Origin of the sequence: Sphingomonas sp. AX6 (assembly GCF_902506605.1) — a bacterium.
GTDB lineage: Bacteria > Pseudomonadota > Alphaproteobacteria > Sphingomonadales > Sphingomonadaceae > Sphingomonas.
The window spans coordinates 2,631,175-2,653,936 of sequence record NZ_LR733979.1 but is presented as its reverse complement, the minus strand read 5'-3'; the positions used below and the strand labels follow the sequence as shown (position 1 = coordinate 2,653,936).

Annotated in this window: 20 protein-coding genes; 19 read left to right on the top strand and 1 reads right to left on the bottom strand. The window is 63.1% G+C overall.

Translation table 11 applies throughout. The annotated features are described in order from the left end of the window. Positions 1–289: 289 nt before the first annotated feature. From ENHY17A_RS12795 to ENHY17A_RS12775, 5 genes are all read left to right on the top strand, one after another. On the top strand, positions 290–946 hold the full coding sequence (locus ENHY17A_RS12795; protein WP_236547954.1) for a polysaccharide biosynthesis/export family protein: 657 nt from the start codon (positions 290–292) through the stop codon (positions 944–946). Beyond that, entirely contained in the window at positions 924–2,093 is a 1,170-nt protein-coding gene (locus ENHY17A_RS12790) for a hypothetical protein (protein ID WP_236547953.1), read from the top strand. Before ENHY17A_RS12795 ends, ENHY17A_RS12790 begins: the two co-directional genes overlap by 23 nt. Before the next feature lie 155 nt (positions 2,094–2,248). Further along, positions 2,249–3,538: a GumC family protein gene (locus tag ENHY17A_RS12785; protein WP_159713246.1), complete on the top strand. Its 1,290-nt coding sequence runs from the start codon at positions 2,249–2,251 to the stop codon at positions 3,536–3,538. Further along, positions 3,528–4,346 carry a CpsD/CapB family tyrosine-protein kinase gene (locus tag ENHY17A_RS12780; RefSeq protein WP_159713244.1) on the top strand — a complete coding sequence of 273 codons (819 nt, stop codon included), beginning with the start codon at positions 3,528–3,530 and terminating at the stop codon, positions 4,344–4,346. Before ENHY17A_RS12785 ends, ENHY17A_RS12780 begins: the two co-directional genes overlap by 11 nt. A gap of 71 nt (positions 4,347–4,417) precedes the next feature. Then, a complete protein-coding gene (locus ENHY17A_RS12775; protein ID WP_236547952.1) occupies positions 4,418–5,407 on the top strand; it encodes a hypothetical protein in 990 nt (329 codons plus the stop codon). Here ENHY17A_RS12775 and ENHY17A_RS12770 read toward each other — a convergent pair. Beyond that, positions 5,404–6,708, bottom strand: a complete 1,305-nt coding sequence (locus ENHY17A_RS12770) for a glycosyltransferase family 4 protein (RefSeq protein WP_159713242.1) — start codon at positions 6,706–6,708, stop codon at positions 5,404–5,406. The two genes, ENHY17A_RS12775 and ENHY17A_RS12770, sit on opposite strands and share 4 nt — an antisense overlap. Before the next feature lie 177 nt (positions 6,709–6,885). Here ENHY17A_RS12770 and ENHY17A_RS12765 point away from each other — a divergent pair, with 177 nt between their 5' ends. The 14 genes from ENHY17A_RS12765 to ENHY17A_RS12700 all read left to right on the top strand — a co-directional run bounded on the left by ENHY17A_RS12765 (position 6,886) and on the right by ENHY17A_RS12700 (position 22,713). Next, a complete protein-coding gene (locus tag ENHY17A_RS12765; protein ID WP_159713240.1) occupies positions 6,886–7,050 on the top strand; it encodes a hypothetical protein in 165 nt (54 codons plus the stop codon). 10 nt (positions 7,051–7,060) lie between these two features. Then, complete coding sequence (locus ENHY17A_RS12760) at positions 7,061–8,122, top strand: glycosyltransferase 61 family protein (RefSeq protein ID WP_159713238.1); 1,062 nt, start codon at positions 7,061–7,063, stop codon at positions 8,120–8,122. Between the two features lie 37 nt (positions 8,123–8,159). Then, entirely contained in the window at positions 8,160–8,660 is a 501-nt protein-coding gene (locus ENHY17A_RS12755) for a DapH/DapD/GlmU-related protein (protein WP_236547950.1), read from the top strand. Continuing rightward, positions 8,657–10,207 (top strand): AMP-binding protein, encoded by a 1,551-nt coding sequence (locus ENHY17A_RS12750; RefSeq protein ID WP_159713234.1) that lies wholly within the window; start codon positions 8,657–8,659, stop codon positions 10,205–10,207. Before ENHY17A_RS12755 ends, ENHY17A_RS12750 begins: the two co-directional genes overlap by 4 nt. Continuing rightward, positions 10,204–10,443 (top strand): acyl carrier protein, encoded by a 240-nt coding sequence (locus ENHY17A_RS12745; protein ID WP_159713232.1) that lies wholly within the window; start codon positions 10,204–10,206, stop codon positions 10,441–10,443. Before ENHY17A_RS12750 ends, ENHY17A_RS12745 begins: the two co-directional genes overlap by 4 nt. Beyond that, positions 10,440–11,711: a type III PLP-dependent enzyme gene (locus ENHY17A_RS12740; RefSeq protein WP_159713230.1), complete on the top strand. Its 1,272-nt coding sequence runs from the start codon at positions 10,440–10,442 to the stop codon at positions 11,709–11,711. Before ENHY17A_RS12745 ends, ENHY17A_RS12740 begins: the two co-directional genes overlap by 4 nt. A 109-nt stretch (positions 11,712–11,820) precedes the next feature. After that, positions 11,821–13,113: a sugar transferase gene (locus tag ENHY17A_RS12735; protein ID WP_159713228.1), complete on the top strand. Its 1,293-nt coding sequence runs from the start codon at positions 11,821–11,823 to the stop codon at positions 13,111–13,113. A 100-nt stretch (positions 13,114–13,213) separates the two neighbouring features. After that, the gene (locus ENHY17A_RS12730) at positions 13,214–14,194 is read left to right on the top strand and encodes a class I SAM-dependent methyltransferase (RefSeq protein ID WP_159713226.1); all 981 of its coding nucleotides are present in this window, start codon (positions 13,214–13,216) and stop codon (positions 14,192–14,194) included. A gap of 62 nt (positions 14,195–14,256) precedes the next feature. Then, on the top strand, positions 14,257–15,375 hold the full coding sequence (locus ENHY17A_RS12725; protein WP_159714602.1) for a cell wall hydrolase: 1,119 nt from the start codon (positions 14,257–14,259) through the stop codon (positions 15,373–15,375). A 552-nt stretch (positions 15,376–15,927) separates the two neighbouring features. Beyond that, a complete protein-coding gene (locus ENHY17A_RS12720; RefSeq protein WP_159713224.1) occupies positions 15,928–16,236 on the top strand; it encodes a hypothetical protein in 309 nt (102 codons plus the stop codon). 217 nt (positions 16,237–16,453) lie between these two features. Further along, entirely contained in the window at positions 16,454–16,891 is a 438-nt protein-coding gene (locus ENHY17A_RS12715; protein ID WP_159713222.1) for a DUF1810 domain-containing protein, read from the top strand. Positions 16,892–17,076: 185 nt separating this feature from the next. Beyond that, positions 17,077–17,769 carry an ImuA family protein gene (locus ENHY17A_RS12710; RefSeq protein WP_159713220.1) on the top strand — a complete coding sequence of 231 codons (693 nt, stop codon included), beginning with the start codon at positions 17,077–17,079 and terminating at the stop codon, positions 17,767–17,769. Continuing rightward, positions 17,714–19,450, top strand: coding sequence for a Y-family DNA polymerase (locus ENHY17A_RS12705; RefSeq protein WP_236547949.1), 1,737 nt, complete (start codon positions 17,714–17,716; stop codon positions 19,448–19,450). The genes ENHY17A_RS12710 and ENHY17A_RS12705 overlap by 56 nt, the downstream gene beginning before the upstream one ends. Further along, on the top strand, positions 19,450–22,713 hold the full coding sequence (locus ENHY17A_RS12700) for an error-prone DNA polymerase (protein WP_159713216.1): 3,264 nt from the start codon (positions 19,450–19,452) through the stop codon (positions 22,711–22,713). The genes ENHY17A_RS12705 and ENHY17A_RS12700 overlap by 1 nt, the downstream gene beginning before the upstream one ends. Positions 22,714–22,762 lie beyond the last annotated feature (49 nt).

Sequence of the window (22,762 nt, the reverse complement as noted above, 5' to 3'; positions counted from 1 at the left end):
GGCCGCCAGGGGGTGACGACGCATCGATCCGTCGGTCGAGCGGGGGGTGCCCGGGATGCGAATCCGACGCGGGGGGACCGCGATTATGAGGGATTTTGTGCCGATTTCTGCTTGGCGAACCCCCCTCGTGTTTCTGAGAAGGGTGGTTTCACAAAGGGCCGTGCGTGCAAGCGAGAAAGCCCTTTAGACGCCCCACTCTTTTCTCCCCACCCTCTAGTGCCAGCAGCAATCGCCGACTGTCGGCTGCGAACGTTGAGGCATAGGATTCGGCGCGATGTGGGAGGGCAAAGTGACATCGATATCCATAACCATCGTGCCATCGGTCGTGCGGCTGACGCTCGGATCGCTGCTGCTGATCGCGCCCATCGGCCCAGTCGATGCGCAGACCAGCGTGCCGCCTGCTACGGCTGCAGCGACCTCTCCGACCGTTACCCCGCAGTATCGCATCAACATCGGCGACGAACTCGACGTGTTCGTGTGGGGAGAGGAACGGATGCAGCGTGCGGTACGCGTCCAACCCGACGGCACCTTCGCATTTCCGCTGGCGGGGACAGTGAAGGCGGAAGGGCGCAACGTATCCGACATCTCGAACGAGATCCGCGAACGCATTTCGACCAATTACCGGTCCGCGCCGCCGGACGTGACCGTATCGGTGCGTGCGGCAACCGAAATGCGCTTTTATGTCGTCGGCAAGGTGCGCGAGGCGGGCAGCTATACCAGCGGGACGAAGGTCAACGTGCTCCAGGCGCTGAGCATGGCGGGGGGCGCGGCGGAGTTTGCCGATCTGCGCAACGCCGTGATTCTGCGCCAGCGGCCCGACGGGTCGCAGGTGGTCGAACCGGTGGAACTGACCATGATCCTAAAAGGCCGCCGCGCGCTGTCGGCCGGGGCGCTGCAGCGGGCTTTGCCGACGCTTGGCAGCGGTGACGTTCTTGTCATCCCGTGAGCGGATCGCCCGCCCGTTCGCGTTTGCGCCCGGTTTCGCGATGCTGGCAGCGCTGGTCGCCGCGGCCCCGGCAGGTGCGCAGACCGTGACCAGCATCGAAGCCGATCTCGGCGTGATCGCATCCGACAACCCGTTCCTGCTGGATGGTGGCGACACCGAGGCGCTTGCATTGGAATTTGCGGTACGGCCCGAATTGCGTTTGCAGCCCGGCCCCACCACATTTGTCGAGATAGATGGAGAGGCGGCCTATCGTCGCTATCTGCGCCGCTACGGCGATTTCGTTACCGGTCATGCCGATGCGGTTGTTCGGCACCGGGCGAGCGATTTTCTATCTGCAGATGCGCGGCTGTCCTATGCGCGCGAATTGCCGATCGATGCACTGACCGACAGCATCGATTTCGCGGTCGATCCGAATAGCGTTCGGCAGCGTATATCTGGTCGCACGACGGCAACGCTGACCGTTAGCGCACGCGACCGGATGACGCTGGGTGCCGGCTTCGACCGCATCCGGTATGCACGACCAAGCCCGTTATCATCGACGCGTTCCTGGCATGTCGATGCCGAATGGACCCGGCGGCTGACCGAACGGCTTCGCGCCGGGCTGATGGCGACAGCGACCAACACCAATATCTCAGGTGTCGGCAATCTGTCGGGCATCGGCGTTCGCGCCGTCGCTGAATACCGCTTTTCCAGCACGCTGGAGGCGCGTGGCCAGCTGGGTGTCGAATGGACCCGTTACCAGATTACCGACGGCCAGAGGCGCGCGCGACTGAGCGGGAGCGGCAATGTCTGTTACCGGCCCCAGCGGATTGAGGCCTGCGTTACTGCATCGCTCCAGAACGAAGTCAGCGGCATCGGGGGATTGCAGCGCGAAACATTTGTCGGCGGAACGTTCCGCTACCGTATCAACGAATCCAGCAGCGTCACTGCGCTGGGCGAATACCGCGCCGCCGACCTGACAGGCCCTGTCATCGCGGCGGCGCGGACCAATGCGACGCGGTTGGGTGCCGGTTACGAACGACGCATCAGCCAGCGGCTGACGCTGACAGGAAATGTCGATTATCTGCGTCGCGCATACCTATCCGGAAATCGTGCCGACGGGTTCGCGGTTCGGATCGGCGTGACGCTCACGGGGGACCGGAGATGACCGAAGAACTGGCACCATCAGGCCCAACGTTCGACGTGCGCGAGCTTCTGACAATCCTTTACCGCCGCCGGTTGTGGCTGATCGTAGTGTTAGTCGCCTGCTTGATTGGCGCCTTGTCGCTTCAAAAGTCGATCTACCGCTCTTCGGCGACCTTGTTGATTGATTCCCAGCTGATCCCGACAACATTGGTCGCGTCGCCGATCACCAGCGTGGCGAACGAGCGAATTGCCAAGATCCGGCAACAAGTGGTGAGCCGCGACAGCCTGACCGCGATCATCGTCGAACACGGGCTTTATGCCGACGAACGCGCGCCGCTGCCGCTTGACGATGTGCTCAACAAAATGCGTGGTGCCATTGGCGTCGATTTGGTCGGCACGACCGAAAATGGCGGCGACCGGACGATCGCCTTCACTTTGTCCTTCGCCTATCGCGACCCAGCGACTGCGCAAGCGGTGACGCGCACCCTGACCGACATGTATCTCGACGCGGACAAACGCATTCGAACCGAACAAGCGAGCGGAGCCGCCGCCTTTATGGGTCGACGCGCCGACGAACTTCAACGCCGCCTGGGCGCGCTGGAGGAAAGTCGACGTTCGATCGAGGCCCGTTATGCAGGTGCCTTACCAAGTCAGGTCGCGCTCAGTGCTCAATCGGAATCGACGCTTCGAGCAGAAATAGCGCGCATCGACGCCGAGAGTCAGGGATTGGCGCAGCAAGCAAGCTTGCTCGCCGCACGCGAGCGCGAAATCGCGCAGGCACCACGACCTGAAGCCGAGGCACTTCGCCGCGCCGAGGAACGTCTAAATCAGTTGAGCGCGACCTATTCTGACGATTATCCCGAGGTCGTCGCTGCCCGCGCATCCGTCGAGCGCCAACGCGCGACATTAAACTCCGTCCCTCGTTCCGGGGGCGAGGTCGTGCAACGCGAGATCGCCGCCGGACGCGAACGCATTCAAATGCTGGCCGGGCGTCGCGCCCAATTGGTCGCATCGATGGGGGAGATGGATCGACGCACCGCGCTTGCACCGCAGGCGTCTTATGAACTGACCATGGTCGAGCGTGAGTACGACAATCTGCGCCGCCAATATGAGGATTTGCGCGAAAAGCAGCTCGACGCTCAAGTGGCAGCCAATTTACAGGCCGAGGACAAGGGCGAGCGTTTCTCCGTCGTCGATGAGCCGAGCTATCCGTACCAGCCGATCGGGCCTGGACGGATCATGCTGCTCGCGGTTGGACTGATCGGCGGACTTGGGCTCGGCAGCGTGCTGACCATTGGGTTCGAACTGTTGCGCGGCACGATCCACGGCGAAGCGACGCTGGCGCGGATCATCGGCAGCGCACCGATCGGAATCGTGCCGCTCGATCGTCGTCCAGCGGGGGGATGGGGCCCGGGATGGCTTCGATCGATTTGGCCGGGCGGAGGGAGGGAGGGCCATGCAAGCTAAGACCGGAACCATCAAGCGACTGGCAGCCATCGCGGGCGACGGGCACGCCGAACCGCTGGACCTGACGCACGAATTTTTGGCCGAAAATCATGTCGTCGGGTTCGACAACCTTGCCGAGCGCGCGCATTCCTTCATCGCGCTGCGATCGAAGCTGATGAAACATGTGCGGGAGACCGGCCAGCGCGTGTTCGCGGTGACGTCGGTTCAGCCCGGCAACGGTAAAACGCATGTCGGGGTCAACCTGGCTGCGGTGCTCAGCCGAATCGCGCCCACGAAGCTGATCGAGCTGGACCTTCGACGACCGACGATTGGCACCAGGTTGGGGGTCGGACAAACCTCTATCGGTATCGACGATTTCCTGGACGGCAACGCGCGTTGGCAGGATAGCGTCGAGCATATTCACGGTTTCGACCTGACGGTGCACCGCGTACGCCAGCCGCGTGCCGATGCGGGGGCGCTGCTGGGATCGCTGCGCACGCGACATTTGTTCGAGGCGATCCGCGAACTGCCCGATGCGCCGATCTGCATCATCGACACGCCACCGGTGTTCATCGACGACGATTTCATGTTGGTCGCGCCGGGCCTGGACGGGGTGCTGATGGTCGTCGAGGAGGGGCGCACGACGCGGCGCGCATTGCGCGACACGATCGACGCACTGAAGCCTACCCCGGTGCTGGGCACGGTGCTCAACAAGTCGATCTCGAGCGCCGCAACCCGGATCGACTATGGCTATTATCACTATGCCGATGCGCCGCCACGCGGTTGGCGGCAGCGGGCGCGCGCCGTCTGGAACCGTATCCGACCCTGATACTCACAGCTCTGGAAAAACGCCGGGAGGGCGATGTGGAAGCGATTAGCGGATCCCTCACGGCGGAAGCTGTGACAAGTAATTCCCCAGGCCTTGCCCAGCGGCTGCGCGACCGGTTCGCGAGCCATCGGGCGTGGTTGCGCGACCTGCCCGCCCGATCGGCGCTTCGGTTGTGCAACCACCCCCGCATTCGCCAGACGCTCGGCCTGCGTCACGCGCGTGCGATCGAACGCCATAGCCCGCCTGTTCTTGCAGGAATTGACGCCCGCATCGTAGAGGCATTGAATCGCGACGGCATTTTCGTCGCTAGCCTGTCTGCCCTCGGCCTTACCGCGCACGAAGTTCTAATCGAACAGGGTATGCTCTTGGCTGATCGCTATGCTGCCGAAGCAAGGATGCGCGCGGCGCGCGGCGAGCCATTCCTTTACATTCCGCCCGACTGGCTGGCTGAGCATCCCGAATTCTTCGTCTGGGGGGTGCAGGACCGACTGCTCGACATTGCCGAAGCCTATATCGGACTGCCACCCGCCTATGATGGCGTCTGCATCAACTACACGGTTGCCGACGGACGCGAGGTCGCGACCCGGAAATGGCACCGCGACTGGGAAGACCGGCGGGTGCTGAAGGTCGCGGTCTATCTGCACAGTGTCGATGAAGACGGTGGGCCGTTCCAGATGATCAAACGCCACGACTCGGCGCAAAGCGATGCCCATGGATATCGTTATGGTCTTGCCAGCGATGCCGATCTTTCGGACCGGCTGGGCCAAGATTATCGTCAGGATATCATTAGTTGCGAGGGCGAAGGGGGAACCGCGATCTTCACCGATACCGCGCGCTTCTTCCACCGGGGCAAGCCCGCAACGGCCCGCGACCGGGCGGCAATCTTCTACAGTTACTTCGCCGAACGACCGCGGCATCCGTTCCTGTGCGAACGAACCGGTATGGCGCGGCGAGAAATCGCGCGGTTCGCCGCGAAGATGCCCGCGCGCCAACAACGCGCGGCGCTATGGCGCGACCGGCTGCCGCTGGCGTTGCGGCTGATTCCGTCCGCGCGGCTTTAAGCGTGGCGCGCAAACAGATCGGCAAGGATCGCCGCGCTCGCGTCCGGGTCGTGACGGTCGCGGACCCGTATTTGGCCGACTGCACCCATGCTTGCCAGCACCTCCAGCGGTGCGTCGAGCGCGGCGCGGATTGCGTCTGACAGCGCGTTGACACACCCGGCGGGGATCAGCCACCCGGTTTGCGCATCGACCAGTTCGGGAATGCCGGCGATGGCAGTCGCGATGACGGGGCGACCCAGCGCCAGCGCCTCCATGATGCCAACCGGCAATCCTTCGGCGAAGCTGGGGAGGACGAAGGCGCACGCGGTCGCGACTTCTTCAAGCACCCGTTCGGGCGAGCACCAGCCCAGCAATCGAACACGATCGCCGATGCCCAGATCGGCGATCCGCGCTTCGATTGCCGGGCGTTGGTCGCCGTCACCAATGATCTCGATGCGAAACGGGGGAAGGTCGTGCAGCTTGCCCACCGCCTCGATCAGCAAAGGCAAACCCTTTTGTGCACTCAGCCTGGCGACGCAGACCAGACGGCGCGTATCGGCGGCACGTGGTTCGGCGGCGAGAAAGCGCGGCGCGACCGAGCATGGGACGACTGCGATCCGGTTCCAATGCGCAGGATCGGACCAGCGCATCAGCTGGCTGCGACCGAAACTCGACACGGCGACCGTGAAGGCGGCATCGGCGATCTTGCCGCCAAGGTCGAGGTCGGAGGGTGCGTCGAACTCGTCGGGACCGTGGACCGTGAAGCTGTAGCTGACCCCCGACAAACGTGCTGCCAGCCGCGTTACGCTGGCGGAGTTGGTGCCGAAATGGGCGTGGACGTGACGCAGCCCGGCGCGTCGCATCGCATCGGCTAGCGTCACGGCCTCGGCCAGGTAACCACCGGCGCGGAGCAGGTTGGCACGACTGAACCCGCTGCGACATGTTTGCCGGATTGCCGCCCGAAATGTCGTAGTCGTGCGAACCGGATGCGCGATGATCTGTCGTATAAGGACAGACACCAGTTTCGGAATGTCCAGCAGGATGTCGGTTCGGGCTGCCTCCGCATGGTCGGAATCGTCGGATAGCGAGGTTGATCGGCGGACGGAGAACCGCGAAACTTCGCATCCTGCGCGTTCCAGCGCCTCGATCTCGGTGCGGATGAAGCTGTGGCTGATCGCAGGGTAGAGGTTAGTGAGATAGGCGATCCGGACCGTTGCCCTCGGAGCGTACCGTTCGACATTCGCGTTTGCCAGATCGACCGCGCGTTCTCCACGTCGGGCCGATCCCCCGACCGCGGGCGCGACACGCTGTGCGATAGCCATGCGGAAGTCCCCCGACCGTTCGTTTTCGCGTTTGCTAGAATGACGCAGGCGCGCGTCCGCGCCCATCCGCATTTCTCCCAATCAATTCTGCCTAATCGAACCTCCGTCCCCGGTCCGCCGAATGCAGTCCGGGCGCGCTCTGTGGGACACTCTCCTTCGTTACGTGGGAGGGAATTCATGATCTACGTTGCCATTTTGGTGTTGGTCTGGCTGCTGCCGACCTTCGTATTCGTCGTCGCAGCGATGTTTGCCATCCTCGCAAGCCTGGCCGGTGCCGATGCCGCGCCTTCCACCCTGCCGCCGCCCGTCGAGCTGGTGGGGGCGGCCGACATTGGCGTCTGATGTCGCCCTGATGGATCGCACCGCGGCGGCGGCACCGCGGCGACGGGGGTCGCTGCGTCCAGCAATTCATGCGCTGCGCGGCAAGATCGGGCGCGGCCTGCCCGATCTGACAACGGTCGCCGTCGATCGCTGGATCGTGGAAGAGGGAACCCCGGTAGAGGTGCGGCCCGCGCGATGCCTGCCCGGCCAGATCGATCGGATCGGCGTTGCCGCATTCGGCAGCCATGACGACGTAGTGCGCGACCTTCGCGGGGGGTTCGAATCGCGCCAGTCGCCGACGGTCGCATACCGGCTGCGCCATGTGTTGCTGTTCGACGGGGTGCTGCACGCAGATGGCGCGTGGCGTCATCTGCGCCCGCGCGGCAGGCATTTTCCGGTCGCCCGCGCGATCGAGGAGCGCGACCTGGGCACGCTGTACGAAAGCTGGCCCGGCAATCGCTGGTTCGGCAACTGGCTGATCGACGATTGCCTAACCTATCGCCTGGCCGAGAGCGTCGGTCGGCCGATAACCACACAGATGCCGGTTGGCCACATGCGGTCTTACGAACGAGCGCTCGAGATGAGTCCGGAACGGGTCCAGGCGGCGTGGTTCGACGATCTGGTGCTGTTCGAGGACCGCACCCATAATGAAGGCCGTCGCCAGCGCGCCGACGATCTGCGCCACCGACTGGTGGGCGAGGAGCCGCCCCGCCACCCCGGCGTCTATTTATTGCGCGGTGCCAGTGGCGCGCGCCGAACAATGTCGAACGAGCATGTCGTCGTCGACCGATTGGCGCGGCGCGGCTTTCGCATTCTTGATCCGATCGCATCGTCACTCGACGAGATCGTCCAGGCCTGTGCTGGGGCAAAAATCATCGCAGGGATCGAGGGGAGCCATTTGTGTCACGGCCTGATGACGATGCCGCGCGGGGCGGGGCTATGCGTGATCCAGCCGCCCGATCGGGCGGTAACGGTGCTGAAACTGGCGACCGATCGTCAGGGTCAGGATTTCGGATTTGTGGTGGGGAAGGGGACCAATGAAGCGTTTATTGCAGATATCGACGAGATCGAACGCACGCTCGACCTCTTCTGACGTCGATCAGTTTTCGGCAACCCGCTCGGCGTGGGGGGTGTTGCGGGCCGATTATCGTCGGCATGGGTCGCGACTGCTGAACGGCGCGTTCTTGTCGCTGGTCCTCTATCGCTATGGCCGCTGGGCGCTGGCGCGGCGGCACGGCTTGTCGCGCAAGCTGGCGTCGAAACTCTATGGCTTCTGCTACCTGTTCGTCGCCAACCTGACCAAGATCTGGCTTCCGCCCCAAGCGACGATCGGGGTCGATCTGCACATCGTCAATAACGAAGGCTCGCTGTCGGTCCATCCCGGCGCCGTGATTGGCGACAGGCTGGGGGTCATGCACAACATCACGATCGGTACCAACATGCGCGAGGGCGCGCCGGTGATCGGCGACGATGTATTCATCGGTGTCAATTCGACCGTGCTGGGTAAGATCCGCATCGGCGACCGGGTGCGGATCGCCTCCAATACCGCAGTGACGACCGACGTTCCGTCGGACTCGATCGTTGTAGGATCGCCCGCGAGAATTTACCCGCGGCTGGGGCCGTTCAGATGAATGCCCTTTCCACAACCTTTTACGAGCTGTTCGCCGACAATCTCGCCAGGCGTGCCGACAAGCCGCTGATCGTCGATCCTGAACGCAGCTACACCTACGCAGAGGTCGGCGCGCTGTGCGACTGGATCGCCGCGTGGTTGGTCACCGCTCGGGTACTGCGCGGTGACCGCGTGATCGTTCAATTGCGCAAGTCCGCGCACGAAGTTGCAGCGATGCTCGCGGTCGCGAAGATCGGGGCGGTGTTCGTCAACGTCAACGCGGCGCTGACGGCCGATCAATTGCGTTTCATCGCTCAGGATTCGGGGGCGGCGGCCTTCATTCTTGAACCCGCCGCTGCCCCCGCCGTTGATGGCGCACGGATCTTGCTACCCGCCGAGGACACCGGCGCATTCGTCGAGCCCGCCCCGCGAGTTGGAATCGCGCCGGTGCTCGACTGCGACCTTGCCGCGATCATCTATACCTCCGGATCGACAGGCACGCCCAAGGGGGTCATGCTGAGCCATCGCAATATCGTCACCGGCTCGCGATCGGTCGCGCGCTACCTTAACCTTGCCGAAGACGACCGGCTGCTGAGCGTGCTGCCCTACAGTTTTGACTATGGCCTGAACCAGTTGACGACGATGCTGCTGATGGGCGGCACCATAGTCCATCACCGCGTCGCGATGGCGAGCGAGGTGGTACACGCGATGGTGCGGCATGACATCACCGGCCTGGCTGCTGTGCCGCCACTGATGATCCAGCTCGTGCGATTACTCGCTGCGCAGACGATCCCTCTCCCGTCATTACGTCGAGTCACGAATTCGGGCGGCGCGATTCCCGATGCGACGCTGTCCAGGATGCCCGACGTGTTTCCCGGCGTGGACATCGTGCTGATGTATGGCCTGACCGAGGCCTTCCGCTCGACCTTCCTTTCGCCCGATCGGTTTATGGAAAAGCGCGGATCGATCGGGCGATCCATCCCAAGCGCCGAAATCCACGTCATCAAACATGGCGGGGGCGTCGCTGGTCCGGGAGAGCAGGGCGAGCTGGTTCACCGCGGGCCTTTAGTCAGCATGGGCTATTGGAACCGTCCGGACGCGACCGCGGAAAAAATTCGCCCTTGCCCTGAACTCGCCGCCCGGATTGGTAACGAGCCCGTGGTCTATAGCGGCGATACCGTCCGGATCGACGCCGACGGCGATCTGTGGTTCGTCGGGCGCACCGACGCGCTGATCAAGACCAGTGGTTTCCGCGTCAGCCCCGACGAGGTGGAGGACATTGTCCACGCCGGTGGCCAGGTTGCCGACGTCGTCGCGTTTGGCGTCGCCGACGACCTGTTGGGCCAGAACGTGCAGGTCGCGGTGACGCTGCTGCCCGGCGCGACGCGCGACGCGCTGATGGCGCACTGCCGCCGCGCGATGCCGCCCTACATGGTGCCGCGCGCCATCCATGTCTGGCCCGACGCCATGCCGCGCACGCCGAGCGGAAAGCTCGCGCGACCCGATGTCGTGCTCCGCACGACCGCCGCGCAATCAGAACCTGTCAGCCTCCAGGAACCGACGCCATGATGATCGACCATGTAAGACTGCTCGACAATGTCCGCGAATTGTCCGGCCTGAACGGGACAGCCACGATCGACACGCCGCTCTTTTCGTCGGGCGCGCTCGATTCGGTGGCGATGCTGTCGCTGATCGCGCTGGTCGAGGAGTCGGCCGGCATCGAGATTCATGCACAGGATGTGACACTCGACAATTTCGACAGCGTCGAGCGCATCGTCCGATTTGCCGAAAGTCGCACCCCATGATCGATGCTGCGCTCGACCCCTGGCTGCGCCAATCGGCGGACCGGTACGGCACGCCGTGCTTCGTCTATTTCACCGCGCCGATCGAGGCGCGCATCGCCGCGCTCGACCATGCGTTTGGTGGCCGGTTCGATCTAAGCTTCGCGGTGAAGGCCAATCCCAATCCGGCGATGCTCGCATGGTTGGCACCGCGCATCCCGCTGCTCGACATCTCCTCGATCGGGGAGATGCGGTTGGCACTGCGCAGCGGATGGGACGCGGCACGGCTGAGCTTCACCGGACCGGCCAAGCGCGACGCCGAATTGGCCGAGGCGATCGCGGCCGGGATCGGCGAGCTGGTCGTCGAAAGCCCGCGAGAGGCGGTCGCCGCCAATGCCATTGCGCGGTCGATGGGACGGCGTCAGGCCGTGCTGATCCGCATTAACCCCGATGCCGTGCCGCGCGGGTTCGGCGACCAGATGGCCGGTAGCCCGTCGCCGTTCGGGATCGACGTCGAACAGACCGCAGAGGCATTGCCGCTGATTCTGGCGCTTCCCCATCTACGAGTACGGGGCTTCCACATCTATTCGGGCACGCAATGCCTGCGTGCCGATGCCGTGGTCGAGAATTATCGCACCTTCATCGCGCTATTTCGGCATCTGGCCGAAGCGCACGGTCTTGCGCCCGACAAGCTGGTGTTTGGGTCGGGGCTCGGCATTCCTTATCATGAAGGCGATACGCCAATCGACCTGGATGCGGTCGTAGCGGGCATTACGCCCGCGCTCGATGCGTTGCGCGCCAATCCGCGGTTCGCGCGGACACGCCTTGCCCTCGAACTCGGCCGTTACCTGGTGGGGGAGGCGGGGTATTTCGTCACGCGCGTCGTCTCTATCAAAGAATCGCGCGGCAGCCGGATCGCGCTGTGCGACGGTGGTATGAACAATCACCTGCCGGCAAGCGGATTGTTCGGCATGGTGATTCGACGTGCTTACAAAATGCACAAGGTCGGCGGTGAAGGACCGACCGAAAAGGTCGATGTGACGGGGCCGCTTTGCACGTCGATCGACCGGCTGGCAGGCGGGATCGACCTTCCGAATCTTGAGCCCGGCGATTTGATCGCAGTGCACAACAGCGGCGCTTACGGCCTGACCGCGAGCCCGATGCATTTCATCAGCCATCAGCCACCGGTCGAGGTGATGGTGGATGCAGTCGCGATACGCGCAATCCCTCGCGATTGGGCAGCGCATTGCCAGCCTCTACCCGCCAGGCTGGTCGACCATGACGCCGCCTGAAGGAGTATCCGCCCTCGCGTTCGAAGAGTTCGGCGTTGCTTCGATCCATCCGGGTATCGGCAGGCGAAAACGGAGTAAGGCGCACCGACGGCTTCAACTCTATATTCTGATGGCTGTGATCGAATGGATCGCGATCGCCGCCAGTTTCGAGATGGCGAGTATCGCTCGACCCGAATTCGGCGCGATCCTGCCGGGTGAACCGCTGTTGCTGGTGCTCGCCACGCTACACGTCGCGTTGACCTTCCAGCTTGGCGGTTACGGGCTTCGGATGCTGAGGAGTTGGACCGCTGGACTGCGCATGGCGCTTAGCGGACTATTCCTGTCGGCGCTTCTAGTTGTCGGCATCGGGTTCGCGTGGGAGTTGGACGTCGATGTTTCGCGCGGATTTTTCGTTTCGGGCATCGCCGCCTCGGCGGTGGCGGTGGTCGCTGCGCGACGGTTCATGCACTGGTTGGCGCAGCGCAGCTTTCCCGATGGTCCGATCGAGGTAATCGTCATCGCCGACGATCCGGTGGCCGCCGCCGAACTCGGTTACAGCACGATCGACGCGCGTCAGTTGCGCCCGGCCTGCGATCTCGACAGCCCCGAATCACTCGACCGGCTGGGCCGGACGATCTGGCGCGCCGATCGCGTATTGCTGGCGTGCCGCCCCGCTGACCGCGAAGCGTGGGTGCTGGCGCTTAAGGGCTCCGGCATCGACGTCGAACTGCTGCTCCCCGAATTCGAGGCACTCGGGATATTGAGTGTCGATCGCCACCGCGGACGGATTGCGGCATGCGTGTCGAAAGGTCAGCTCGCTTTGCGCGACCGGATGGTGAAGCGCGGTTTCGACCTGATCGTGGTGATCTGGCTATTGCCGTTGATGTTGCTGGCGCTGCTGGTCGTGTCGATCGCGATCAAGCTCGACGATGGCGGGCCGATCTTCTTCGCGCAACGACGGATCGGTCAAGGAAATCGCTTTTTCGACCTGTTCAAGTTTCGCACCATGCGCGTCGAGCAGCTCGATGATAGAGGACACCGGTCGACCGCGCGTGGCGACGCGCGGCTGACCCGCGTCGGCGGCTTTCTCAGGCGGACCAGCATCGACGAACTGCCGCAATTGCTCAATGTCCTGCTCGGCAGTATGAGCATTGTCGGGCCGCGCCCACACGCGACCGGATCGACCGCGGAAGACCAATTGTTCTGGGCGGTCGATCGCCGTTACTGGCTGCGCCATGCCGCCAAGCCCGGATTGACGGGGCTCGCGCAGATTCGGGGCTTTCGCGGGGCGACCGATACGCGCGGCGCGATCGTCCACCGGATTCAGGCCGATCTGGAATATGTCGCAGGCTGGTCGCTGTGGCGCGACATGCGGATATTGGCGGCGACGGTCGGCGTGCTGGTCCATCCCAATGCCTTTTGATGTCGCCCAACCAGCATCGCCCACCGTCGATCGCCTTCCTGATTCCACCGATGGTGTCGCAACAGTCGCTGACGCAGGCTGGCCAGTGAAGGAGGCCATCATGGACTGTCCCGCCTGTTCCGGGTTGATGCGTCGCTGGATCGCGATGCCGATCGACGCAAAGAAGGACGAACCGACGCCGTTCGGCCGAATTTTGCGATGCGACGGCTGCGGCCTAGCGCGGTCGTCGCGGATGCCCGATCCGGCCGAGGTCGGCGGCTTCTACGACCTCAAATCCTACTACACCCATGGCGAGAGTCACATGCACGCCGTTTCGCCCGGCCTGATCGACCGCATCCTGATCCGACTCGCTTGGGCCGCCGACCGTGCGACGCCGTTCGATGTTGATGCCGTCGCGGCGATGCTTCCGTCCGGTGGGCGCGTGCTCGACATTGGCTGCGGCGACGGCGAGAAGCTGGCTGCGTTTCGTGAGCGCGGATTCGACGTGCTGGGCATCGACCCCGATCCCGGATCGCGCGCCTATGTCGCATCGCAGGGGCTAACGGCGCTACCAGGCACCGCAGAGGCGCCGCCCTCCGAACTCGCGGATCGGCGCTTCGACTTGGTCATCATGTCGCATGCGCTGGAGCATTGTATCGATCCGATGCGTGCACTGGCGACCATGCGGCAACTCACCGCGCCGGGCGGAATCGGCTATATCGAGGTGCCGAACGCCGCCTGCCACCATTTCGAGACGTTTCGACAATGCTCCGAGATGTTCGATGCTCCGCGGCATTTGTGGTTCTTCACCCCCGATGGGCTGGCGAAGATGGCGGACGCCGCCGGGCTGGACATCGCGGCGTGGCGGCACAACGGCTTCACCCGGCTGTTCACGCCGAGCTGGCGCGCGTGGGAATGCGAAATTCACGACCGGCTTGCACGCCGTGGCATAGCGGGCGGGGCCAAGCGTCATTCGCGGTGGCGCAGCGTCATGCTGCTCGCGCGGGCTGCGTTTGCGCCCGCAAACCGAAAATATGATTCGATCGGCATCCTGACGCGGGTGCCCGACCGGTCGGGGGCGACGCTCCGCGTCGCAGCTTAGAGGTGGTCGGCGCGCGCTTCCAGACAGGGCTGCAAATCGGAGGGTTGTTTGCGATCTTCGTCATGCTCACCGCGCCTGCCGATCAGCCGGGCGTTGCCGCCGCGCGGCCCGTCAGGCCGGCGATGCCCGCGACAGCCGCACCGCCGCTGATCGGTTTCCTCGACCATATCGCCAGCGACCGGCGGCCCCCGGCATTGGTTGCGGCGCAGACACGCAACGCCGCCATCCCCTTTGCCCGCGTGCCGACACGGAGCGCGCCGCCTTTCTTCATTTCGGGCGAGGTCGCTGATCGCACCCGCGCGGCCGACTGCCTGGCAGCGGCGGGATATTACGAAGCCGGGAATGACACGCGCGGGCAGCGCGCGGTGATGCAGGTTGTGCTCAACCGGATGCGCAACCCGGCCTATCCGCGATCGGTTTGCGGTGTGGTTTTTCAGGGCAGCGAGCGCAGCACGGGGTGCCAGTTCACCTTTACCTGCGACGGTGCGATGACCCGGCACCGCCCCTCGGCGAGCGCGTGGGAAGCGGCGCGGCGCACAGCGATCGAGGCGTTGAACGGCGTCACCGATGCGACGGTTGGCCACGCCACTCATTACCACACCGATTGGGTGCATCCTTATTGGAGCCGTACGCTCGACAAGATCGCGGCGGTCGATTCCCACCTATTCTTTCAGGCTAGCGCGTTGCGGCCCGGCAACTTCACGGGCAGCTACGCAGGTGTGGAGCCGAGCATCGCGCGATTGGGCTGGTTGTCGGGTATCCACCGCGATACCGCAAGTTCGGGAGCTATCGCGGCCATGCCTGCCGATGCGCCAGATGCGGTGGCGCTCGCCGCAACCGCCCTGGAGGTTGCAATGGTTGCGTCCCCCCCCCCCGAACGTTTGCCCGATCGCTCCGATGCGCCCGCTGACGGCGTGTTCCTTGTCGCGCTCGACGCGGGGGCCGACCCCGATAGCTTTCTCCAACTCGCAATCCAGCGTTGCCAAGGGTTCGCGCAGTGCAAGCTGATCGGCTGGACGGACGCAAGGCACCGACCGAGCCGTTTTCCGATGCCGGGTAGCGCGATCGACGCGATCTCGTTCAGCTATAACCGCACAGGCGTGGGCGCGGCCGAGGAGGTACGCTGGAGCTGCGCGGAGTTCCGACGGACCAAACCCGTCGAGTGCCTGCGGCGGGGCTGATCCGCGAGGGTAGTTGATGTAAATTTTGTGCGGTTCGATGGTCGCTGGCCGCCGGCCCGCAAAGTGCCAGTTTCGCGATATTCGATCGGTCTGCGGTGTGTTGCCCGCTAACATAAGGCGCAAAACGGAAAACCGTCAGGCGGCTGATCTTCCTATCACCCGACGTTCGAAGGGCCACGCCGTGGCCGGAATACGAATGGCGGTTACTCCAGGCCTGTTGTTTGAAACCTGACGGTCCGCAGCCGGCCCACAAACGGCGGGTCTGGTCTCGGCGACGGTTGCCGTTCGGCAATGGATCGCTTGCGTTCTGGTCGCTCGATCCAGTTGGACGGAAGGGGACGCTAGGATTGCATCGTCGTACCCATCACATTCAATCCGTTAGGGGGCCGACGCTTCGCCCGAGTAAATGATCGACCTTGCCGGCGATCGCAGCTCAGGAGGGCATCGATCTCACGAGACGAACAACTGTGCCGCATGCGGGAGTTGATATTGATTCGGACCTTCCAGGACCCTGCAAACGTTGCCAGATCCACGTCCGAGAAGGAGATGGCTATGTGCACCAGTATCACAGGTTTGTTTGAGACCCGCCGAGATGCCGAAATGGCGGTTGAGCGGCTTGTTCAAGAATTTGATGTTGAGAGAAGCGATATCTTTATCGCGGCCGAGGGGGCTCAAAACAGCGCGGGTGTCGAGGTGGACGGATCCGATAGCTCTACCATTCCACCTGGCGAAGAAGCTCGCAACGATGGCGCGCATGCTGGTGGCGTACAGGTTTCGGTCGATGTGAATAACCCTGCCGCCGTCGAGGAAATCGTCAGCGCGTTCGACGAATTCGATGGCGCTACAAAGGTCGATAAATGAGCGATGCTGCTAACAACGTTGGCGGAAACATCGGCGCAGCTTTTCCGACCAGGCCCAACCGCGCCGAGCGACGACGGCTCGCGGCCGGGACAAAGCGGCCGGATAACGCCTGCGCTTGCTGCCAACCCGCAGCCAGTGATGCTGCCATTGATATCCATGGCTCCCAAATAGACGGCCGAATTAAATCCTAAATTGGTGTTGGAGGCGTCATTTCACAGTGAGCACCACCCATCCTCACGAGCTCCAGCGTTTCATCAGCGCGCAGGACGGAACCTATACGGAGGCGCTTGCGGAAATCCGGCGGGGTCGGAAGCGGACGCACTGGATGTGGTTTATCTTCCCCCAGCTTGCAGGCTTGGGCAGAAGCGAAATTGCCAAGCACTACGCAATCGGTTCGATCGATGAGGCCAAGGCTTATCTGACCGATCCGATCCTCGGTCCCAGACTGCGCGAAGCCGTTGCCGCGCTGCAGGATCTCCAAGACGTGAGCGCAATCGACGTGTTTGGTGAAATCGATGCGCTCAAGCTACGATCATCGCTGACGTTATTTAGCATGGCCGGTGGCGGGCCTTTGTTCGAAGCCGCGATCATTCGGTGGTTTGGCTCACCTGACCCCGCAACCGTCGCGCTGATCGACCGTAAGAGATCTGACTGAATCCCGGTCACGCGTTTCGAACGCGTTGTGCAGGTGCTGAAAGCGCCGAACGGACGTTGACGCGACAGTTCAGAAAGTGGAACATTATAGGAACACAGTGAGTCGTTCCTGCAATGCCCCCTACAAATGCTCTTCGCGATCAGATCGCTGCCCTTAGGGCCGCCGTCGCACCGGATCAGACTGCGATGAAGGCTGTGCTTCCGTTTGGTATTGACGAAATAGATGATCAACTCGCGTGCGGCGGGCTGATCACGCAGGCGCTTCATGAAATCGCACCTACGACGTCGACCTTAACCGACGACGCGTGCGCCGCGCTGTTTACAGCAGGCATTGCCGCTCGATTTGCTTCGGCGCCAAACGCAAACGTCCTTTGGGCGCTGTCCCGCTACGATCTTTACGCTCCTGGACTCGAGCAGGTGGGCCTAGGCCCTGCAAAACTGATCCACGCCGAAGCGCGTGAAGATGCCGATGTGCTTGCCTTGGTGGAAGATGCCGCTCGACATGGCGCGTTTGCGGCCGTTGTGGGCGAGGTCCGGCAGGCGAGCATGACCGCGTTGCGTCGGCTTCAGCTGGTCGCCGAGGACGCGGGGGTCCCAGTGCTTCTGTTGCGCCGGTGGAAGCGAGCAGCCAGGTGTCCCCTATCTGAACCTTCAGTCGCGACGACGCGCTGGCGTATCGGGGCGGTCCCTTCCGCGCCACTTGGTGTGCCGGGCATCGGCAGGACGCGCTGGTCCATAGAACTTGTCCGTCAACGCGGCGGCCATCCTTTTTCTACTAATGCTGAGGGCTGCGATGCGACGGGTCGCCTCGCTTCACTTGCCGATGTTCGCGATCGAGCGCGTTCGGCGAGTGGAGCGATCATCCAAAGAGCCGCTTAAGCCGCGATTGCCAGCCGCACTGCCGATCGATGACGATCCGGGTGCGTGTTCGGTACCGCGCGGTGGTGGCTGGCGTCCGGGTGCCAAATGGGCGCGTGCGCAAGTCGATGCCCAGATTGCGGCATTGCCAAAGCATCGTCGTCCGGCTGCGCGAGAGCTCGGTCGTCATTCCGAGGCCGCGGCTCACCCGTTCAAATCGCAGGTCAGGCGCGCCGATCAAACCTTCGCCGAGGCCATCACCCCGCACTGCCAACCGCTAGTTCTGTCCGAGCCGGTGGGAAGAACATTACTGGCGGTCGCAGTGTGTCCGGCTGCCGAGGCGTTGGGTCTGTCCACTGGAATGGCAATTGCGCATGCGCGCGCGTTGGTTTCCGATCTCGACATTCGCGCCCATGATCGAGCTGCTGACGAGTTATCGCTTCGACGGCTGGCGTTACATGCGACAACGCATTGGACACCGATTGCCGCGGCTTCGTCAGACGGCCTTTTGCTCGATCTCACCGGCACCGCGCATTTGCACGGGGGCGAAGAGCGGTTTTGCCGCCGGGTTATCCGATTTCTCAAGCGGCTTGGTTTCACGGGCCGTATCGCGGTGGCCGACACCGTGGGAGCCGCGCATGCGATCGCGCGATATTCCGGTAGAGCAATGGCGATCGTGCCAATGGGGCAGGGGGCACAGGCAATTGCAGTACTGCCGGTTGCGGCACTCCGGCTGGAAGACCGTGCCATTGATGCAGCGAAGCGCTTTGGCTTGGACCGGGTCGGTGACCTGTTGGGACTGCCCCGTGCACCTTTGGCTCGACGGCTGGGACGGCCTGCCATCGAGCGGCTGGACCAAGCACTTGGTCGCATCGCAGAGCCGATCGATCCGGTGCTGCCACGAGATCCAGTAGTCGTAGAACGTCGATTGCTTGAACCAATTGCCACGGCCGAAGCGATTTTACAGGTGGCAGGCGACCTGTGCGACGATCTCAGCGCCATGCTCAGGACCCGGGGACTGGGTGCGCGCGCGATCCGACTTTCGTGTCTACGTGTCGATGGCGGTGCGCAGCATGTAGCCTTCGGAACGGCTAAGGCGACGCGCGACCCACGCCATCTTTTGCGCCTTATCTCACTGCGGATCGACCGGATCGAGCCGGGGTTCGGGATTGAAGCGATGCGTATGGAAGCGCTTCGTACCGAAACTCTCTCTGCCGCGGAGATGCCTGCGATTTTGGCGGGCGAGCCCGCCACGCCCGATATCGCGAGCGCGATTGATCAACTGGTTGGTCGGGTGGGGTCCGCTGCGCTATTTCGGGTCAGTGCCGTCGAAAGCGACGTGCCCGAGCGTGCGGTAAGGCAAATCGGGCCGCTCGAGCCCCCTCTTGGATGGCCAATCTATAGTCGGCCAGCGCGACTGCTAAGGCGCCCAGAGCCGTTGCACAGGGTCATCGCATTGTTGCCTGACGCCCCGCCTCGTCGTTTTGAGTGGCGTGGGGCAATCCATCGGGTGGTCGCGGGGGACGGCCCTGAGCGTATTCATGGAGAATGGTGGCGTCGGGACGGTGAGGTCTGGGCTGTGCGAGATTACTTCCGCCTAGAGGACGAGACCGGCGCCAGATTTTGGGTGTTTCGGCGGGGTGACGGGGTCGATTCCGAAACGGGGGATCTAAGCTGGTACCTTCACGGACTGTTCGGGTGATGACCGGCTATGTCGAGCTTCAGGTCACCAGCCATTACAGTTTCCTACGTGGCGCATCATCGCCAGAGGAGCTGTTCTCGGCTGCCGCATTGCAAGGACATCAGGCGCTAGGGGTCGCTGATCTCGGCAGCGTCGCGGGCATCGTCCGGGCTTGGGACGCCCAAAAGGCAACCGGCGTTCGACTGATCGCCGGTACTCGAATTGATCTCGCCGACGGTCCCAGTTTCCTCCTTTACCCGACCGACCGACCCGCATGGTCGCGACTAACCCGGCTGCTCACGGTTGGAAAGTCTCGCGCCGGCAAGGGCGGGTGCACGCTTAACTGGTCAGACGTGGTGGCGCATAGCGACGGCCTGATTGCCATCTTGATTCCCGATCAGGCAGACGAACGGCTGGGCACGGACCTCACGGCATTGGCGCAGGCGTTCGGCGACCGCGCTTTTCTAGCGCTGACCTTTAGGCGGCGTCCGGACGAGCTTGTACGCTTACATTCATTAGCGGATCTGGCGCGTAAGACAGGCGTGCGACCGGTTGCAACTGGCGACATCCTCTATCATGCCCGCGAGGCCCGGTTGCTGCAGGATGTGGTGACCGCAATCCGAGAGAAATGCACGATCGACACGCTGGGGTTCCGGCGAGAACGGCATGGCGACCGCGCGCTTAAAAGTCCTGACGAGGTGTGCCGGCGCTTCGCCGCCTTTCCTGACGCGTTGGTAGCCACCGTGGATATTGCCCGGCGCTGTACGTTCGACCTGAAAGAGCTTAGCTATCAGTATCCGCACGAAACTGTCATCGAGGGGCTAACCGCGCATGAGGCGTTGAGCCAACTGACTTCCGCGGCGACGGATCGCATGTTTCCAGACGGCGTGCCGGATGCCCATGCTCGGCAGATCAAACACGAGCTTAAGCTGATCGAGGCACAGGGCTACGCACCCTATTTCCTGACGGTCAACGCCATCGTTACCGAGGCTCGGCGTCGCGGGATCCTGTGCCAGGGTCGGGGATCGGCCGCGAACAGCTGCGTGTGTTTCGTACTGGGCATCACCAGCATCGATCCCATCAAGCATGAATTGCTGTTCGAGCGGTTCATCTCTGGCGAGCGCAAGGAGCCGCCAGATATCGATGTCGATTTCGAGCATGAGCGCCGTGAAGAGATCATCCAGTGGATCTATGAGACCTATGGTCGCAAGCATGCCGCGCTCACTGCCGTCGTAACCCGATACCGCGCTCGGGGCGCTATCCGCGAGGTTGGCAAGGTGCTCGGCCTACCCGAAGACATGACCAAGGCATTGTCTGGCCTGGTTTGGGGGTGGTCCGCGGACGGCGTTGGCGAGAAACAGGCGACCGAATTGAACCTGAACCTTGAGGATCGACGCCTTCGTCTGGCGCTCGACTTGGCAAGCAAGCTGATCGGTACCCCACGACACCTATCACAGCATCCGGGCGGCTTTGTGCTGACCCATGATCGGCTGGATGACCTGGTGCCGATCGAACCCGCAGCGATGGCCGATCGGCAGGTGATCGAATGGGACAAGGACGACATCGACGCGCTCAAGTTCATGAAGGTCGATGTGCTTGGCCTGGGAATGCTCGGTTGCATGAACCGAGCCTTCAATCTGCTTGAGACTGCGAAGGGTATCCGCGTCGGCATGGTCGATCTGCAGGATGATGATCCGGACGTGTTCGCGATGATCCAGAAGGCTGACACGCTGGGCGTGTTTCAGATCGAAAGTCGTGCGCAGATGGCGATGTTGCCGCGCATGAAGCCGCAGCGCTTCTACGATCTGGTCATTGAAATTGCGATCGTCCGACCGGGCCCCATCCAGGGCGATATGGTCCACCCCTATCTCCGTCGCCGGGAAGGGAAGGAGCGACCAGAATATCCACGGCCTGAACTGCGCGCGGTGCTCGAGAAGACGCTGGGCGTGCCGTTATTCCAGGAACAGGCGATGAAGGTGGCGATCGTCGGGGCAGGGTTCACTCCGGCAGAGGCGGATCAGCTCCGACGCGCCATGGCGACCTTCAAGTTCACCGGCGGCGTCAGCCATTTCTACGATAAGCTGGTCGAAGGCATGGTGTCGCGTGGCTATCCGCGAGATTTTGCCGAGCGCACGTTCAAGCAGATCGAAGGGTTTGGCAGCTACGGTTTTCCCGAAAGCCACGCGGCCAGCTTTGCCAAAATTTGCTGGGTCAGTTGCTGGATGAAGCATCATCATCCGGACGTCTTTTGCGCAGCGCTGCTGAATGCTCAGCCAATGGGGTTTTACGCGCCGGCTCAGATCGTGCGCGATGCGCGTGAGCACGGTGTGGAAGTTCAACCGGTCTGCGTGAATGCGAGCCGTTGGGATTGTACGCTTGAGCCGACAAAGGGGAAACGGTTGGCGGTGCGCCTGGGACTGCGCTTAACGCGAGGGCTGGCCAACCTACACGGAGCCGCGATTGTGGCGTCGCGGGGCGATGCGCCATTTCAATCGGTTGAAGAGGTTTGGCGACGTGCGGGCGTTCCGCGGGCTGCCATTGAGCGGTTGGCGGAAGCCGACGCGTTTCATGCTTTCGGACAGGATCGGCGCCAGGGGATTTGGAAGGTTAAGGGGCTCGGCGAAGCACCGCTGCCATTATTCGCGGCAGCCGATGCGCGTGAGGATGCGTTCAGCCCCGAAGGGATCGAACCCGCTGTTGCCCTATCGCCAATGACCGATGGTCGTGAGGTGGTGGAGGATTATCGATCGCTTCAATTGTCCCTTCGCGCTCATCCGCTGACTTTCTTGCGGGAGGACCTTCGCAGACGAGGCATCGTCACATGCGCTGACTTGGCCACCATCCGCGATGGGCGTCACGTGGAGGTGGCGGGTATCATCCTGGTTCGTCAGAAGCCGGGGAGCGCCAAAGGCGTGTTATTCATCACGATCGAAGACGAAACGGGCATTGCCAATGGCATCCTTTGGCCTGACCGATTTGAGTCGCAACGCCGCGCGGTCATGACCTCTGCGATGGTCAGTCTCAAAGGGCGGGTCCAGAAAGAAGGCGAGATCATCCACGTGATCTGTGATCGGATCACCGATCACACCGCCATGCTCAGCAGGGTCGGCGAGATGTCGTTTCGGCCGGTTACGGGCCGCGGTGATGGAGCGCGCTATGCCGGTAGTCCCGATCGCGGCGATCCCGGCTGGCAACCTGCAGTTCGCAATTCCTATTGGCCGCCGCACGATGGTGGAATGGATCCCGAAGATGTGGTCCGGGTCAAAACGCGCGACTTCCGCTGAGATGACAAGATTATCGCGACGTCAGCAGGTGGTTGTCGACCTCTCTTTG